The sequence below is a fragment of the Chromobacterium sp. Ag138 genome (assembly GCF_055181315.1).
In genome coordinates, this window is the sequence record NZ_JBUPWA010000001.1 from 3,029,097 (window position 1) to 3,043,234 (window position 14,138).

General features: G+C 66.4%; 16 protein-coding genes and 1 riboswitch. Of the genes, 9 read left to right on the forward strand and 7 right to left on the reverse strand.

What is annotated here, in order from left to right; genetic code table 11:
• The first annotated feature begins 190 nt into the window (after positions 1-190).
• Both pyk and ACY3GB_RS14040 read left to right on the forward strand, forming a co-directional pair.
• Positions 191-1,597 (forward strand): pyruvate kinase, encoded by a 1,407-nt coding sequence (gene pyk, locus ACY3GB_RS14035; RefSeq protein ID WP_463089280.1) that lies wholly within the window; start codon positions 191-193, stop codon positions 1,595-1,597.
• A gap of 109 nt (positions 1,598-1,706) precedes the next feature.
• Positions 1,707-2,474, forward strand: a complete 768-nt coding sequence (locus ACY3GB_RS14040; RefSeq protein ID WP_463089281.1) for a substrate-binding periplasmic protein — start codon at positions 1,707-1,709, stop codon at positions 2,472-2,474.
• A gap of 6 nt (positions 2,475-2,480) precedes the next feature.
• Here the strand turns inward: ACY3GB_RS14040 and ACY3GB_RS14045 are convergent, their stop codons facing one another.
• Complete coding sequence (locus ACY3GB_RS14045; protein ID WP_021474959.1) at positions 2,481-2,888, reverse strand: ester cyclase; 408 nt, start codon at positions 2,886-2,888, stop codon at positions 2,481-2,483.
• A gap of 189 nt (positions 2,889-3,077) precedes the next feature.
• Positions 3,078-3,449 (reverse strand): VOC family protein, encoded by a 372-nt coding sequence (locus ACY3GB_RS14050; RefSeq protein ID WP_463089282.1) that lies wholly within the window; start codon positions 3,447-3,449, stop codon positions 3,078-3,080.
• Between the two features lie 129 nt (positions 3,450-3,578).
• On the opposite strand from ACY3GB_RS14050, the gene ACY3GB_RS14055 reads away from it, so the two are divergent.
• Positions 3,579-4,787 carry a winged helix-turn-helix domain-containing protein gene (locus ACY3GB_RS14055; protein ID WP_463089283.1) on the forward strand — a complete coding sequence of 403 codons (1,209 nt, stop codon included), beginning with the start codon at positions 3,579-3,581 and terminating at the stop codon, positions 4,785-4,787.
• A gap of 1 nt (position 4,788) precedes the next feature.
• Here ACY3GB_RS14055 and ACY3GB_RS14060 read toward each other — a convergent pair whose 3' ends face one another.
• Positions 4,789-5,148 carry an EthD family reductase gene (locus ACY3GB_RS14060; protein WP_021474956.1) on the reverse strand — a complete coding sequence of 120 codons (360 nt, stop codon included), beginning with the start codon at positions 5,146-5,148 and terminating at the stop codon, positions 4,789-4,791.
• 151 nt (positions 5,149-5,299) lie between these two features.
• Here ACY3GB_RS14060 and ACY3GB_RS14065 point away from each other — a divergent pair, with 151 nt between their 5' ends.
• The 3 genes from ACY3GB_RS14065 (at position 5,300) to ACY3GB_RS14075 (ending at position 7,454) form a co-directional block, all read left to right on the forward strand.
• A complete protein-coding gene (locus ACY3GB_RS14065) occupies positions 5,300-5,593 on the forward strand; it encodes a hypothetical protein (protein WP_463089284.1) in 294 nt (97 codons plus the stop codon).
• A 99-nt stretch (positions 5,594-5,692) separates the two neighbouring features.
• Positions 5,693-6,262, forward strand: a complete 570-nt coding sequence (locus ACY3GB_RS14070; RefSeq protein ID WP_463089285.1) for a PTS sugar transporter subunit IIA — start codon at positions 5,693-5,695, stop codon at positions 6,260-6,262.
• A 67-nt stretch (positions 6,263-6,329) separates the two neighbouring features.
• Complete coding sequence (locus ACY3GB_RS14075; protein ID WP_463089286.1) at positions 6,330-7,454, forward strand: GGDEF domain-containing protein; 1,125 nt, start codon at positions 6,330-6,332, stop codon at positions 7,452-7,454.
• Here ACY3GB_RS14075 and ACY3GB_RS14080 read toward each other — a convergent pair.
• The 4 genes from ACY3GB_RS14080 to thiC all read right to left on the reverse strand — a co-directional run bounded on the left by ACY3GB_RS14080 (position 7,451) and on the right by thiC (position 11,871).
• Entirely contained in the window at positions 7,451-8,578 is a 1,128-nt protein-coding gene (locus ACY3GB_RS14080; protein WP_463089287.1) for a GGDEF domain-containing protein, read from the reverse strand. The genes ACY3GB_RS14075 and ACY3GB_RS14080 overlap by 4 nt on opposite strands.
• Positions 8,579-8,822: 244 nt before the next feature.
• A complete protein-coding gene (locus ACY3GB_RS14085) occupies positions 8,823-9,095 on the reverse strand; it encodes a DUF2789 domain-containing protein (protein WP_463089288.1) in 273 nt (90 codons plus the stop codon).
• A gap of 70 nt (positions 9,096-9,165) precedes the next feature.
• Positions 9,166-9,897 carry a sporulation protein gene (locus ACY3GB_RS14090; RefSeq protein WP_463089289.1) on the reverse strand — a complete coding sequence of 244 codons (732 nt, stop codon included), beginning with the start codon at positions 9,895-9,897 and terminating at the stop codon, positions 9,166-9,168.
• A 99-nt stretch (positions 9,898-9,996) separates the two neighbouring features.
• On the reverse strand, positions 9,997-11,871 hold the full coding sequence (gene thiC / locus ACY3GB_RS14095; protein ID WP_463090941.1) for a phosphomethylpyrimidine synthase ThiC: 1,875 nt from the start codon (positions 11,869-11,871) through the stop codon (positions 9,997-9,999).
• Positions 11,872-11,970: 99 nt separating this feature from the next.
• A riboswitch (TPP riboswitch) is annotated at positions 11,971-12,118 on the reverse strand.
• A gap of 116 nt (positions 12,119-12,234) precedes the next feature.
• Between thiC and ACY3GB_RS14100 the strand changes: the two genes are divergently transcribed.
• The 3 genes from ACY3GB_RS14100 (at position 12,235) to ACY3GB_RS14110 (ending at position 14,093) form a co-directional block, all read left to right on the forward strand.
• Positions 12,235-12,894 carry a protein-L-isoaspartate O-methyltransferase family protein gene (locus ACY3GB_RS14100; RefSeq protein WP_463089290.1) on the forward strand — a complete coding sequence of 220 codons (660 nt, stop codon included), beginning with the start codon at positions 12,235-12,237 and terminating at the stop codon, positions 12,892-12,894.
• A gap of 2 nt (positions 12,895-12,896) precedes the next feature.
• On the forward strand, positions 12,897-13,223 hold the full coding sequence (locus ACY3GB_RS14105) for a rhodanese-like domain-containing protein (RefSeq protein ID WP_046156014.1): 327 nt from the start codon (positions 12,897-12,899) through the stop codon (positions 13,221-13,223).
• Positions 13,224-13,367: 144 nt separating this feature from the next.
• Positions 13,368-14,093 (forward strand): uracil-DNA glycosylase, encoded by a 726-nt coding sequence (locus ACY3GB_RS14110; RefSeq protein ID WP_463089291.1) that lies wholly within the window; start codon positions 13,368-13,370, stop codon positions 14,091-14,093.
• Positions 14,094-14,138: the final 45 nt, after the last annotated feature.

Here is a 14,138-nt window from a genome sequence, read left to right on the forward strand (position 1 = left end):
AATGGCAAGGCCGGCGCAGGTTTCGCCGCCAGGCCCGCGACGCGAAACGCCGGCTGTTCGACCCAGCTCAAGGAAGCGGACGCGGCGGCGTGGCATCATCGCCGCAACCGGGCAAGCGGCGCGCCGCCGGCCAAAAAGACACACGCAATGGTTCCAAGCTAATCGGCCGCATCGGCCGCAAAGGACTGTCATGCTTCGCAACACCAAAATACTCGCCACGCTCGGCCCCTCATCCAGCGCTCCGGAAAAAATCCTGGAACTGGCCCGCTCCGGGGTCAACATCTTCCGGCTCAACATGAGCCACGGTAGCCATGACGACCATCGCGCCCGCCTGGCCGCCATCCGCGCCGCGGAGAAAGCGCTGGACCGCCCGATCGGCGTGCTGGTGGACCTGCAGGGCCCCAAGCTGCGCATCGGCAAGTTCCCGCAGCCGACCACGGTGAAAACCGGCGACCGCTACGAATTCACGCTGGATGAAACCGACGGCGGCCCCGAACGCGCCACCCTGCCGCACCCGGAGGCGTTCGAGGCGCTGGAGCCCGGCCACCGCATCCTGGTCAACGACGGCAAGCTGGCGTTCGAGGTGACGGAAATGCATACGCGCCGCATCGTCACCCGCGTCGCCGTCGGCGGCGAGCTGTCCAGCAACAAGGGCTTCAACCTGCCCAACACCGTGTTGCCGCTGTCGGCCATCACCGACAAAGACCGCAAGGACGCCGAGTTCGCGCTGGAAGAAGGCGCCGATTGGGTGGCGATGTCCTTCGTCCAGACCGCGGCCGACGTCAAGGCGCTGCGCGAGATCGTCGGCAAGCGCGCCGGCATCGTCGCCAAGATCGAGAAGCCGTCGGCGGTGGACGATCTGGAAGCCATCGCCACGCTGGCCGACGGCGTGATGGTGGCGCGCGGCGACCTGGGCGTGGAGCTGCCGCCGGAAGACGTGCCGGTGGCGCAGCGCCGCATCGTCCACCACTGCCGCCACCTGGGCCGCCCGGTGATCGTCGCCACCCAAATGCTGGAATCGATGATCACCGCGCCGACGCCGACCCGCGCCGAAGCCAACGACGTGGCCACCGCGGTCTACGAAGGCGCGGACGCGGTGATGCTGTCGGCCGAGACCGCCGCCGGCCAGTATCCGCTGGAAGCGGTGCAGATCATGGACCGCATCATCCGCCGCGTGGAAAACGCCCCCGACTACCGCAAGGTGATGGCGCTGGACTACAGCGCCGCCGACGAGCCGGACCGCACCGACGCCATCGCCGCCTGCGTGCGCAAGGTTAGCACCCTGCTGCCGGTCACCGTGGCCGTCGCCTTCACCACCAGCGGCGCCAGCTGTCTGTCGCTGGCGCGCGAACGCCCGTCCACCCCCATCCTCGGCATCTCGCCCAAGCTGGAGACCGCGCGCCGGCTGACGCTGGTGTGGGGCGTGGTGGCCTACCACGGCCCGGACGCGGAAAACCTGGAAGACATGGTGGTGAAGACCACCTTCTGCGCGACCAAGCTCAGCCTGGCCGAGCAGGGCAAGCCGATGGTGATCATCGCCGGCGTGCCCTTCGGCACCCCGGGCTCCACCAATCTCTTGCGTATCGTCTACCCGTAAGGCGCCACCGGCATGATCGCGGCAACGGAACCTGCGGGTTCCGTTTTTTCTTGCCCGGCCGCCGCAGCGACTATGCTGCAACAGTGACCACCACCGAGAGCCCGTTCCGATGCGGCCGACGTTTTTCCGCAAGGCGCTGGCGTCGCTGCTGTTGCTGACCGCCTGCCTCGCCGGCCGCGCCGGCGAGCCGCCCGGCCTGATCGTCGATTTCGACGCCAGCAACCCGCCGCTGATGTACGCCGGCAAGCCGGGCGCGGCCGGGCTGTACCCGCTGCTGGTCGCCAAGGCCTGCGAGCGCGCCGGCATCGCCGTCACCCTGCGCGCCGTCTCCTGGCGCATGGCGCTGCAGGAATTGCGCGGCGGCAGCGCCGCCGCCGGCGGCATCATCAAGACAGCCAGCCGGGAAAAGCAGTTCGACTTCAGCCAGCCGCTGTTCACCGAACGAGTGGTGATGGCTTATTCCCGCGCCGGCGGCCAAGCCTACCGCCGGCTGGAGGATCTGAACGGCAAAAGGGTGGGGGTGATGGCCGGCTGGAGCTATGGCGACGCCTTCGACCAGGCCCGCAAGGACGGCAAGTTCGCCGCCTTCGACGGCGACAGCGACCAGCAAAATCTGCAGCAGTTGAAGCTGGGCCGGCTGGACGTGGTGCTCGGCATACGCGAACCGCTGCAGCTGGCGCTGCGGGAGGGCGGCTACCATGGCTTCGCTCTGTCGGCGGAAGCGCTGGCGGCCAACCATTCCTATCTCGCCATCAACAAGCATTCGCAGCAGCAGGCGCTGCTGACCCGCTTCGACCTGGCACTGGAAGGCATGCGCAAGGATGGCAGCTACGACAGACTGGTGCGGGACGCCCTCAACGCCGGCCGCGACGATTGAGCGCGCTCAGGCGCCGCGGATCTGGGCCAGCGCGCCGTACAGGTCGGCGCAGCTCCAGTGCTCGGCGTACTTGCCATCGCGCACCACCACGATGTCCATCGCATTGATGGCGATGCGTTTGCCGCTGGCGGCCTGGCCAAAGAAGGCGCCGGTGTGGGTGGCTTCTATGGTCTTGCGCGTCACCACCTTGCCGTTTTCCTCGATCTGCTCATGGATGTGCACGCGGATGTCGGACAGCGCCGGGTGCAGCATGCCGGTGAAGAAGCCGGCGAAGCCGTCCGGTCCCGAGGGGACGCCGGGCGGGGCCGAGTGATTGACGAAGTCGGGCGCCACCAATTCGGCGAATGCCCCCATGTCGCGGTTTTCTATCACCTCGCGGTTGAAGCGTTGAATCACTGCCTTGCTGCTGTCCATGAAATCGCCCTGGGAATGGGCGCCGGCACATGTCCGGCGTCCGGGTTGAATCGCCGGCCATCCGGCAATGACGTTGAATTAAACGACAAGCGCCAAATCATTTCAATAACATAAAAAAGACAGTATCCAAACCATTCGACATCGTTACCATCCCATCTCCGCCATCTGCGCGGCCCTGCGCCGGCAAGATCAAAAATGGTAGCTGCTGACCTCCACCAGATTGCCGTCCGGATCGTTGAAATACACCGAGGTGATCGGGCCCATCGCGCCGCTGCGGGTGATCGGCCCCTCGACGATGGCGACGCCCTCGCGCTTCAGGTGCTCGATCACTTCGGGCAAAGGAATGGCGGCGATCAGGCACAGGTCGCCGGAGCCGACCGCCGCATGATTGCGGGTTTCCTGGCCCAGGGTCTGCAGATTGATCTTCTGGTTGCCGAAACGCAACGCGCGGCGGCCGTTGCCGAAAGTCACCGCCTCCAGCTTCAGCGCGCGCTGATAAAACGCCACCGCCGCCTCGATGTCGCGCACGGTCAGAACGATGTGGTCGATATGGCTGATCATGCCATTGCTCCGGGTGGAAAACGGGCTGTCCACCCTGCCACAAGCGCGCCGTCTTGTCATGCTTTAGGCATTCCGCGGCGATGGTCGCCGCTGGTATAGTCGTTTCTCCCATCGCTTCCCGGTTCGGCCATGACTCTCCATCTGTCGCTGCAACACGCCCGCCACCTGCAACTGGCCGCTCAGGGCCTGCTCGCCGCCCCGCGCCGCAAGGCGGCCAAGGCCGACGCGCTGGCCGCCATCCGCCGCATGGCGCTGCTGCAGATCGACACCATCAGCGTGGTCGCGCGCAGCCCCTACCTGGTGCTGTACAGCCGCATCGGCGCCTACGACCCGGCCTGGCTGGACCAGTTGCTGGCCGAGGGCGCGCTGTTCGAATATTGGGCGCACGAAGCCTGTTTCGTGCCGACGGAAGACTACCGGCTGCTGCGCCACCGGATGCTGAACGCCGAAAGCATGGGCTGGAAATACTCGCAGCGCTGGCTGGACCAGCACCGCGCCGACATCGACGCCATCGTCGAGCACATCCGCGCCCGCGGACCGGCGCGCTCGGCCGATTTCGAGCGCAAGGGCGGCAAGGGCAACGGCTGGTGGGACTGGAAGCCGGAGAAGCGCCACCTGGAAGTGCTGTTCACGCTGGGTCGGTTGATGGTGAAGGAGCGGCGCGGGTTCCAGCGCGTCTACGACCTGGCCGAGCGGGTGCTGCCCGGCTGGGACGACGCGCGCGACCTGCTGCCGCCGGAAGACGCACGGCTGGACATGGTGCGCAACAGTTGCCGCGCGCTGGGCGTGGTCAAGCCCGGCTGGGTGGCCGACTACTACCGGCTCAAGCGCGCGCCGTACGGCGAGCTGCTGCACGCGCTGGCCGACAAGGGCGAGCTGATCCCGGCGAGGGTGGAAGGCTGGAGCCACGACGCCTTCGTCCACGCCGGCCTGGCCGACGAGCTGGAGCTGGCAGCGGCGGACAAGCTCAACAGCGGCAACACCGCCATCCTGTCGCCGTTCGACCCGCTGGTGTGGGATCGCAAGCGCGCGCTGGAGCTGTTCGATTTCGATTACAAGATCGAGTGCTACACGCCGGCGCCCAAGCGCCGCTACGGCTATTTCACCCTGCCCATCCTCAACCGCGGCAAGCTGGTGGGCCGGCTGGACGCCAAGGCCCACCGCAAGGAAGGCGTGTTCGAGGTCAAGTCGCTGCACCTGGAGCCGGGCGTTCGCGTCAGCCAGCGGCTGGCCGACGACCTCTCCGCCGCGCTGCGCCGGATGGCCGCCTGGCATGGCGCGCCGCGGCTGGCCGTCGGCCAGGCGCCGGGGGACCTGGCCGCGCGCATCCTGGCCTGAGTTACTGCGCGTTGGCGTACCAGCCGCTGACGCCGGGCTGGCGCTCGTCCCACAGCGCCACCTCGTTGTACTGGATCACGGGCTGGATGTCGGTGTAGTTGGGAATGTCGCCCATGATGCGCGCGGCCACCGGGCCGAAGGCCTGCTGGAAAGCCTCCGTCGATTCGCACAACAGCGTCGCCTGCGCGACGTAATCGGGCGCGCTGCCGGGCTCGGCGCCGGACAGGCCGCGGTCCACCCTGGCGCCCTTCAGGGCATTGCCCAGCAGCTGCTGCACCATCGGCATGTGCTGCCGCAGATAGTAGTCGAAATCGAAACGCGCGCCGGCGCGCTGGGGATAGGTGACGCTGACGGTGATCATCCGGGACTCCGTGGCGGTAAAGGGGAGGCATCAACTTAAACCCAAACGCCCGCATTGCCAATGTCATTCCGGCCTGGCTGTCCGACAAAATGGAACTTGCGCCCCCTCATTCCGCTCTTTAACAGCATCTTTCAACCCTTAGGACAAAACCATGCGTATCGTGATGCTCGTCGCCGGCAGCGCGCTGTTGCTCGCCGGCTGCAACCAGCAACAGACCACTCAGCTGCAGCAGGCCGCGTCGGCCGCCATCGGCAGCGTGCACCAGGGCGTGGACAGCGCCAGCGCGCCGCTCGGCCAACTGAAGGACCAGGCCAGCGCCGCGATCGGCGCGGCCAAGCTCGCCGCCTCCGCCGCCGCCCAGAATCCCGAGGTGCAGCAGCAGGTGGACAAGTTGAAGCAGCAGGCATCGGCGCTCAAGGGCGCCATCCTGCCGAAGAAGGAATAGCGTTAACGAGATTTTGATGTCCGGCCGCCGTTTATTTAGATTCAATTTAGACACGCCGACCTAGCATGAGCCTGCATCCACCACATCAGGAGAAGGTCCATGCAAACCCTGGCCGACATCTGCCGCGGCAGCGACATCCTACTGGACGTCGACATATCCGATAAACGCCAGCTGTTCGAATACGCCGCCCGCCAACTGGGCCAGCGCCACGCGCTGAACGCGCCGGCGCTGCAGGCCGCGCTGCAGCAGCGGGAGGAAACCGGCAGCACGGCGCTGGGCCACGGCCTGGCTCTGCCGCACGCCCGCATCGCCGGCCTGGCCGACGTGCGCGCGCTGTTCATCGGCCTGAAGCGCGGACTGGATTTTGACGCCCTGGACGGAGAGCCGGTGCGCAGCCTGCTGGTCTTGCTGCTGCCGCGCGACACCCGCGCCCCGCACCTGCAGCTGCTGGCGGAGATCGCCCGCGTATTCGGCGAGCGTCCGTTCCGCGCCGAATTGGCCGCCTGCCGGCTTCCCGGCCAGGTGGACAGCCTGTTCCAGCGCTGGTCCGACCCCGAGCCCAGCAACGATCCGCATTTCATGCTGGACAGCAACCGCTATTTCCTCGACGCCGAAGCCAGCCTGCGGCCCGATTACAGCGTGCGCCGCAAGGTGACCGCCCGCTTCTGACCGTGACAGCGCGAAAACCCCTTTGCTAGGATGAGACGATGGCCTCATCCTTCCGCAACAGGCGCGCATGTCCAATTCCCTGCTGATCATGGTTTCGCTGGCGGTCGCCAGCATCGGTCTCATCACCTGGCAGCACAGCGTGCGCTCCGACCTCATCCGGGCGCGGCGCCGCTGGCTGCAGGCCTCGCTGCTGCTGGCCGCCGGTATGCTGGTGGAAGGCTATGTCGAGCCCGGCAAGGGAGAGATGCTGCGGCTGGCGCTGGGCAGCGGCATGAGCAACGCCGGCATCGCGCTGCAGCTGACCATCATCGCCCGCGTCACCGGCCTCAAGCCGCCCAACTGGCTGTGGCTGGCCTTCGGCGCGGTGTCGGCGCTGGACAAGCTGCTGCCTTATCCCCCGCTGATGCTGGCGCTGGAAAGCGCCGAGATCCCCATCCTCTATCTGGCCGCGGCCTGGCTGTACCAGCGCGCCGAGCGCCTGGTCAGCCGCAACCGCTTCAGCCCCACCGCGCTGCTGTTCCTGCTGGGCGCGCTGCTGTTCGTCTGGCGCGACGCCAGCGATTTCTACCTCAGGCTGCAAACCTCCACCGCGCCTGACAGCCTGGACCAGTTGCACCAGCTGGCGCTGGCCTTCGCCGCCGCCGCCCAGGTGTGCGGCGCGGTAGGCTTCCTCAACATCGTGCTGCAGCGCCAGCACAACCGGCTGGAGGACGCGGCCAACTTCGACCCGCTGACCGGCGCCGGCAACCGCCGCGCGCTGCAATACTGGCTGCGCACGCTGGAGGCGTCGGTGGAGCGGGTCTGCGTGGTGATGCTGGACATCGACCATTTCAAGTCGATCAACGACCGCTACGGCCATCCGGCCGGCGACGCGGTGCTGCAGGTGCTGGCCGCCGTGCTGCGGGGCGGCATCCGCGACAACGACATGCTGATCCGCTATGGCGGCGAGGAGTTCTGCCTGCTGATGCCGGACGCGGACATCGAAGACGGGATGCAGGCGACGGAGCGGCTGCTGCAGGCCTTCCGCCAGCTGGCGCCGCTGCCCAAGCAGCCGGAACTGCGCTGCGCGTTCTCCGCCGGCGTGCACGAATGGCATTGCCGGCAGCAGGACTTCGCCGACGCCCAGCAAAAGGCCGACCAGGCCCTGTATCTGGCCAAGCAGTCCGGGCGCGACCAGGTGCGCCGGCTCTAGCGGCCGACGACAGGCTGATCCTCGCGGGCCGGCTCATCGGCCTTGCCCGAACCGGCCGCCAGATCCATCCGGTGGCGCTGCTTCATCTCGTACATGCGCTGGTCGGCCTTGCCCAGCAGCTCTTCCGGCAGCACGAAGTCATCGGGCCCGGTTTCCGCGCAGCCCGCGCTCAGGGCCAGGCCGGGCAGAACAGCCGCCAACTCCTCGCTCAGGCGGGCGAGAAACACCTCCTCCGCCTGCTTGCGGTCGCAATTGGGCAGCACGATGCAGAATTCGTCGCCGCCGTAGCGGAAGCAGCCGTCTTCGAGACGGGTGGTGCGGGCGATGATTTCGCCCAGCATGCGCAGCACCTCGTCGCCGCGCTGATGGCCCTCGCTGTCGTTGAGCAGCTTGAAATCGTCGACGTCCAGGTACACCAGCGCCACCTTTTCGTAGCGGCGCTGCGCGCTGCGCAGCACCCGGGTCAGCGTCTCGTCCAGATAGCGGCGGTTGAGCAGGCCGGTCAAGGGATCGGTGCGCGACATCTCCTCCAGCTGGCGGGTGCGCGTCGCCACCTTTTCCTCCAGCGCGCGCGCGTACTGCTCCGACTTGTTGCGCGAGGTTTCGATCTCGGCCACCAGGCTGCGGATATAGGTTTCGAACACCAGCGCCACGTCGAACATCATCAGCTTGTCCAACGCCAGCAGGGTATGCCGCCGCACCTCGGACTCCGGTATCAGCTCGGTGAGCTTATCCGACAACAGGAACTTCAGCGAATCCACCGCCGCCAGGTACAGCTTGGGCTCGACGCCGATGCGCTTGTGCACCAGGCCGATGCGCAGGCGGATGTTGACGTATTCCAGGTCATAGATGCCGCTGAACAGGTCGACCACGTAGCGGCGCTGCGCCGCGCGCAGCCGCTGCAGGGTGTCGGCGTCGCCGATCAGCAGCGCGATCTCCGGCGTGCTGGTCTGCAGCTCGTAGAAACGCGTCACCAGTTCTTCCAGATGCGACTCCACCAGCGTGCCGGCGGCGTGCAGCAGCATTTCGTCGCGCGGCTCCAGCGCGAACAGATGCTTGCGCTGCTCGATCTCGAACTCGGTGATGCGCAACTGTTCCAGCAGGGTCTGATCGGTCTGTTTCATCCCACTCCCCAAGGCCACGGTATCTCTTAAAGCTATATGCCGGTATGCCGCTATTCAATCCCGGCAACTACCTTTTCCGCAGCGAAACTGGCCATCTGTCCACCCAGGACCGGCGCCGGCGCGGACTTGGCGGCCAGCCTGTCCAGCGGCCAGCTTCCGCCCGGCCTCTTACCTCAGACAGAGGAAACAGACAATCTCTACTTACCCACAAGCCGCCGCCCGTCAGCGGATTTATCCACAACCGTCAGCCTTCGCCCTGCTGCAGCAGCACCGCCAACTCGTCCGCCGCCTCGCTCCACTCGGCGTCGCATTCCAGCGCCTGGCGCAAGAAGGCGGACTGGGCCGGCGTCCAGAACGGCGCGTCGGCCAAGGCGACGCGCGGCGGCAGCGGGTGGCTGGAGATGAAGGCCCGAATGGCGGCGGGCTCGTCCGGCAAGCCCAGCTGGCGAAACAGGCCGGGCAACAAATGATTGCTGGTATCCATCATCGACTCCCTAAGCTGGCTCCACCTCCTCATGCTAGACCGCCGCCGCCGCTTCTGTTCCGCGGCGAAAGCCAAACCAGCCCCATCGGCCGGTGTGCCGCGCTTACAAGCCCAGCCTGGCGCGAATCTCCGCCGTCCAGTCCACCGCCTCCCAACCCGGCTCCATTCTCAGGCTCAGGCAATAGTCCCGGCCATCGCCGGCGATTTCCATCCATACATGGACAACCCCATGGCTGTCGGGAACCAGGGTCAGCCGGATCTGGCTCCAGTTCCAGCCGGCGTCGCGCGGCCTCAGCACCCAATCCTGGTAGCAACCCAGCGAGCCGGCGACGCCGCCGACATAGGCGATGCCGGCTTCCACTGCGGCGTCCGCCAATTCCCATCCCAGCCGGGAAAATGCCTGCAGCAGGGCATCCATGCGCGGCGGCGGCAACACCTGCAGCCGGTCGCTGCCGCCGGCGTCCGGCGCCTGGCCCAAGGCCAGGTCGGTATGGACCCACACCAGCGGCTCGCCGTCCAGGGCCGGATGGCAATTGACCGGCGTCGCCTCCGGCAAGGGCAGCAGAAACGGCAAGCGCCATTCGCAGCCGGCCGGAATCCGGCACGGGCCGCTGACCTGCAGGCTGGCCAACAGCAGGGTTTCCCGGCCGCCGCGATCGCCTGCGGCCTCGGCCAGCAGCAGCAGCTCTATTTTGGCGATGCGCTGGTCGACCGCTCCGCCGCAGACCCTCACTTCTCCGCGCAGCGTTTCGCCGGGCTTCAGGCGCGGATTCGACAGACGGGTGGCCACGGTGGCGCCGCCGGTTTCGGCGGCGGCAAAAAACGATTTCAGCATGTGTTGGCGATCCAAATGAAAAACGGGCCGGCTAATCAGCCGGCCCGCAGACATTTTATGCCACTAAAATCTGAAAAAATACCAAAACACGCTCAGCAATCAGACTTTGTCATACAGCTTGCCGCCGCCTTTGACGAATTCGATCGACTTTTCCCGCATGCCCCGCTGCAGCGCGTCCTGCTCGCCTATGCCCTGGCTGGCCGCGTATTCGCGCACGTCCTGGGTGATTTTCATGCTGCAGAAGTGCGGGCCGCACATCGAGCAGAAGTGCGCGACTTTGGCGCTGTCTTTCGGCAGCGTCTCGTCGTGGAAGTCGCGCGCCTTGTCCGGGTCCAGGCCCAGATTGAACTGGTCCTCCCAGCGGAATTCGAAGCGCGCCTTGGACAAGGCGTTATCGCGGATCTGCGCGCCGGGATGGCCCTTGGCCAGGTCGGCCGCGTGCGCCGCCAGCTTGTAGGTGATGATGCCTTCCTTGACGTCATTCTTGTTGGGCAGGCCCAGGTGTTCCTTCTGCGTCACGTAGCACAGCATCGCGGTGCCGTACCAGCCGATCTGCGCGGCGCCGATGGCGGAGGTGATGTGGTCGTAGCCGGGCGCGATGTCGGTGGTCAGCGGCCCCAGGGTGTAGAACGGCGCCTCGCGGCACCACTCCAGCTCCTTGTCCATATTCTCCTTGATCAGCTGCATCGGCACGTGGCCCGGGCCTTCTATCATCACCTGCACGTCGTGCTTCCAGGCGATCTCGGTCAGCTCGCCCAGGGTTTTCAGCTCGAACAGCTGCGCCTCGTCGTTGGCGTCCCAGGCTGAGCCCGGCCGCAGGCCGTCGCCCAGGCTGAAGGCCACATCGTAGGCCTTCATGATTTCGCAGATCTCTTCAAAGTGGGTGTAGAGGAAGTTCTCGCGGTGATGCGCCAGACACCACTTGGCCATGATGGAGCCGCCGCGCGACACGATGCCGGTCATCCGGCCCGCGGTCATCGGTACATAAGCCAGGCGCACGCCGGCGTGGATGGTGAAATAGTCGACGCCCTGCTCGGCCTGCTCGATCAGCGTGTCCTTGAAGATTTCCCAGCTCAGGTCCTCGGCCTTGCCGTTCACCTTTTCCAGCGCCTGGTAGATGGGCACGGTGCCGATGGGCACCGGGCTGTTGCGCAAAATCCACTCCCGCGTTTCGTGGATGTTCTTGCCGGTGGACAAGTCCATGATGGTGTCCGCGCCCCAGCGGATGCCCCAGGTCATCTTGTCCACTTCTTCGGATATCGACGACGTTACCGCGCTATTGCCGATATTGCCGTTGATTTTCACCAGAAAGTTGCGGCCGATGATCATCGGCTCGGATTCCGGGTGGTTGATGTTGGCCGGAATGATGGCGCGGCCGGCGGCAATCTCCTCACGCACGAATTCGGCGGTGATCTCCTCCGGCAGGTTGGCGCCGAAGCTGTGGCCCTGGTGCTGGCGCGTCATCAAGTCCAGCACGCGCTGGTTGCCGGCGGCCTGCAGCGATTCCACATAGGCGCGGCGGTTCAAGTTTTCGCGGATGGCGACGAACTCCATCTCCGGCGTGACGATGCCGCGGCGCGCGTAGTGCATCTGGGTGACGTTGCGGCCGGCCTTGGCGCGGCGCGGCTTGCGCTGCAGGTTGAAGCGCAGCTCGGCGAGCTTGGGATCGGCCTCGCGGGCGCGGCCGTATTCGCTGGACAGACCATCCAGCTGCTCGCAATCGCCGCGCTCGGCGATCCAGCCGGCGCGCAAAGGCGCCAGACCGCTCTGGATGTCGATGCGGACGGCCGGATCGCTGTAGGGGCCGCTGGTGTCGTAGACGAAAATGGGCGGGTTCTTTTCGCCGCCGAACTGGGTCGGCGTGTCGGCCTGGCGAATCTCGCGCATCGGCACTTGAATGTCCGGGCGGCTGCCTGCTGCGTAAATCTTGCGGGAGTTGGGCAAAGGCTGGATGGCGGCGGCGTCCACCACCATCTGCTTGTTCACGGGCGCGTTCATCGGGCGGGTCTCCAAAAACGATGAAGCGGCGCAAGGAGCGGTCCGGCATGGCCGGCTGCGGGCCCGAATGGGCCGGTATGGCAGGTGACGCTTCCCTACGCCGGTATTATCCGGGTCAGGTTCCAAGGGTATTTCTCACCCGCGCTCCTTCATCCGGCCCGATGGCCTACACTTTGGTAGCCATCTGCGCCGAACGCCAGGCGCAGGACCCCTAGCGATGCCGTGTGAAGGTAAGGCAAATATGGGATAATCGCAAGTTATCGTCATCACACGAGTCCTTGCCGCCGACGCTGTCCTCCATGGGCGGAGCGGACTCCCAGCCCTCCGGAGTTTAAGTTGATGGATTTCGAAAAAACCCGTTTCAACATGGTCGAACAACAGATTCGCCCGTGGGATGTTCTGGATACCAACGTGCTGGATCTGCTGTTTCACGTGAAACGCGAGGACTTCGTCGCCGACAATCAGCGCCAGCTGGCCTTCGTCGACACCGAACTGCCGCTGCCCAACGGCAGCAAGATGCTGCAGCCCAAGATGGAAGCCCGCCTGGTGCAGGACGCCGCCATCCAGCCTAGCGACAAGATCCTGGAAATCGGCACCGGCAGCGGCTATCTGACCGCGCTGCTGGCCAAGATGGGCAAGCAGGTGGTCAGCGTGGAAATCGATCCGGCGCAGAAAGAGCGCGCCGCCGCCAACCTGAAGAAGGCCGGCATCGCCAACGCCACCCTGGTCGAGGGCGACGGCGTGCTGGGCCTGCCCGAGCAAGCGCCTTACGACGTGATCGTGGTCGGCGGCTCGCTGCCGGTGGTGCCGCAAGAACTGAAGGACCAGCTGGCCGTCGGCGGCCGCCTGATCCTGGTAGCCGGCGATCTGCCGGTGATGGCCTGCAAGCTGATCGAGCGCGAAACCGACACCAGCTTCCGCGAAACCGCGCTGTTCGAGACCTGTGTCGAGCGGCTGCGGAAATTCGAGGCGGTGGAACCCGCCCGTTTCAGCTTCTGATCATGCTGCGCGAAATCACCGCTCCGGCGCTGGCGGCGCAGCTGGCCGATCCGCAAGCCGCGCGCCCGGTGCTGCTGGACGTGCGCGAAGGCTGGGAATACCAGCTGGCGCACATCGAAGGCAGCGTGCACATCCCGATGAATCTGATCCCGATCCGGATGAGCGAGCTGCCGGACGACGCGCCCATCGTCGCCATCTGCCACCATGGCATGCGCAGCGCCCAGGTGGCGCTGTTCCTGCTGAACGCCGGCTTCGACAACGTGATCAATCTGCAGGGCGGCATCGACGCCTGGTCGACCCAGGTGGACCCGGCGGTCGCCCGGTATTGATGCTGGACTGGACGGCGCGTCTCCCCTTGGGATGACGCGCCCCACAAACACCGCCCCTGGGCGGTGTTTTGTTTTGGAACGAATCGCGCAGCCATCTTTCCAAGCCACGTTAACCGCCTGGCGATCCATAGCAAAGAACCCGATATGTCTTCTCTGACCTACCTCGCTCCCGCCCTCGCCCGCGTCCACCCTGCCTGGGAAACGGTGCTGGGCCAGCCCGCCATCGCCGCCCGCCTGGCTGAAATCGACCGCCTGCTGGCCCAGCAGCAAGGCGACGGCAAGACGATTTTTCCGCCCCCGCCCCTGGTGTTCAACGCGCTGACCTTCGCCGCGCCGGCCGACGTCAAGGTGGTGATCCTGGGCCAGGACCCGTACCACGGCGACGGCGAGGCGATGGGCCTATCGTTTTCGGTGCCGGACGGCGCGCGCGTGCCGCCGTCGCTGCGCAACATCTACAAAGAGCTGGCGGCGGACCTCGGCCACGGCATTCCCGCCTGCGGCGACCTCAGCCACTGGGCGCAGCAGGGCGTGCTGCTGCTCAACAGCGTGCTCACCGTCGAACGCGACAAGGCCGGCAGCCACGGCAAGTTCGGCTGGCAGGCGGTCAGCGACGCGCTGATCGACGCCGTCAACCGCGACAACCCCGGCTGCGTGTTCCTGCTGTGGGGCAATTGGGCGCAGACCAAGGCCGAGCGCATCGACGCCGGCCGCCACTTGGTGCTGACCGCCGCCCACCCGTCGCCGCTGTCCGCCAGCCGCGGCTTCCACGGCTGCCGCCACTTCTCCCAGGTCAACGCCTGGCTGATCGCCCGCGGCCGCCAGCCGGTGCGCTGGGAAGCGATGCCGGCCGCGCAGAGCGCCCTGTTCTGAAACCGACCCGCCGCGCCGCTTTGCGCGGCGGGCCGCTTGCCCTAA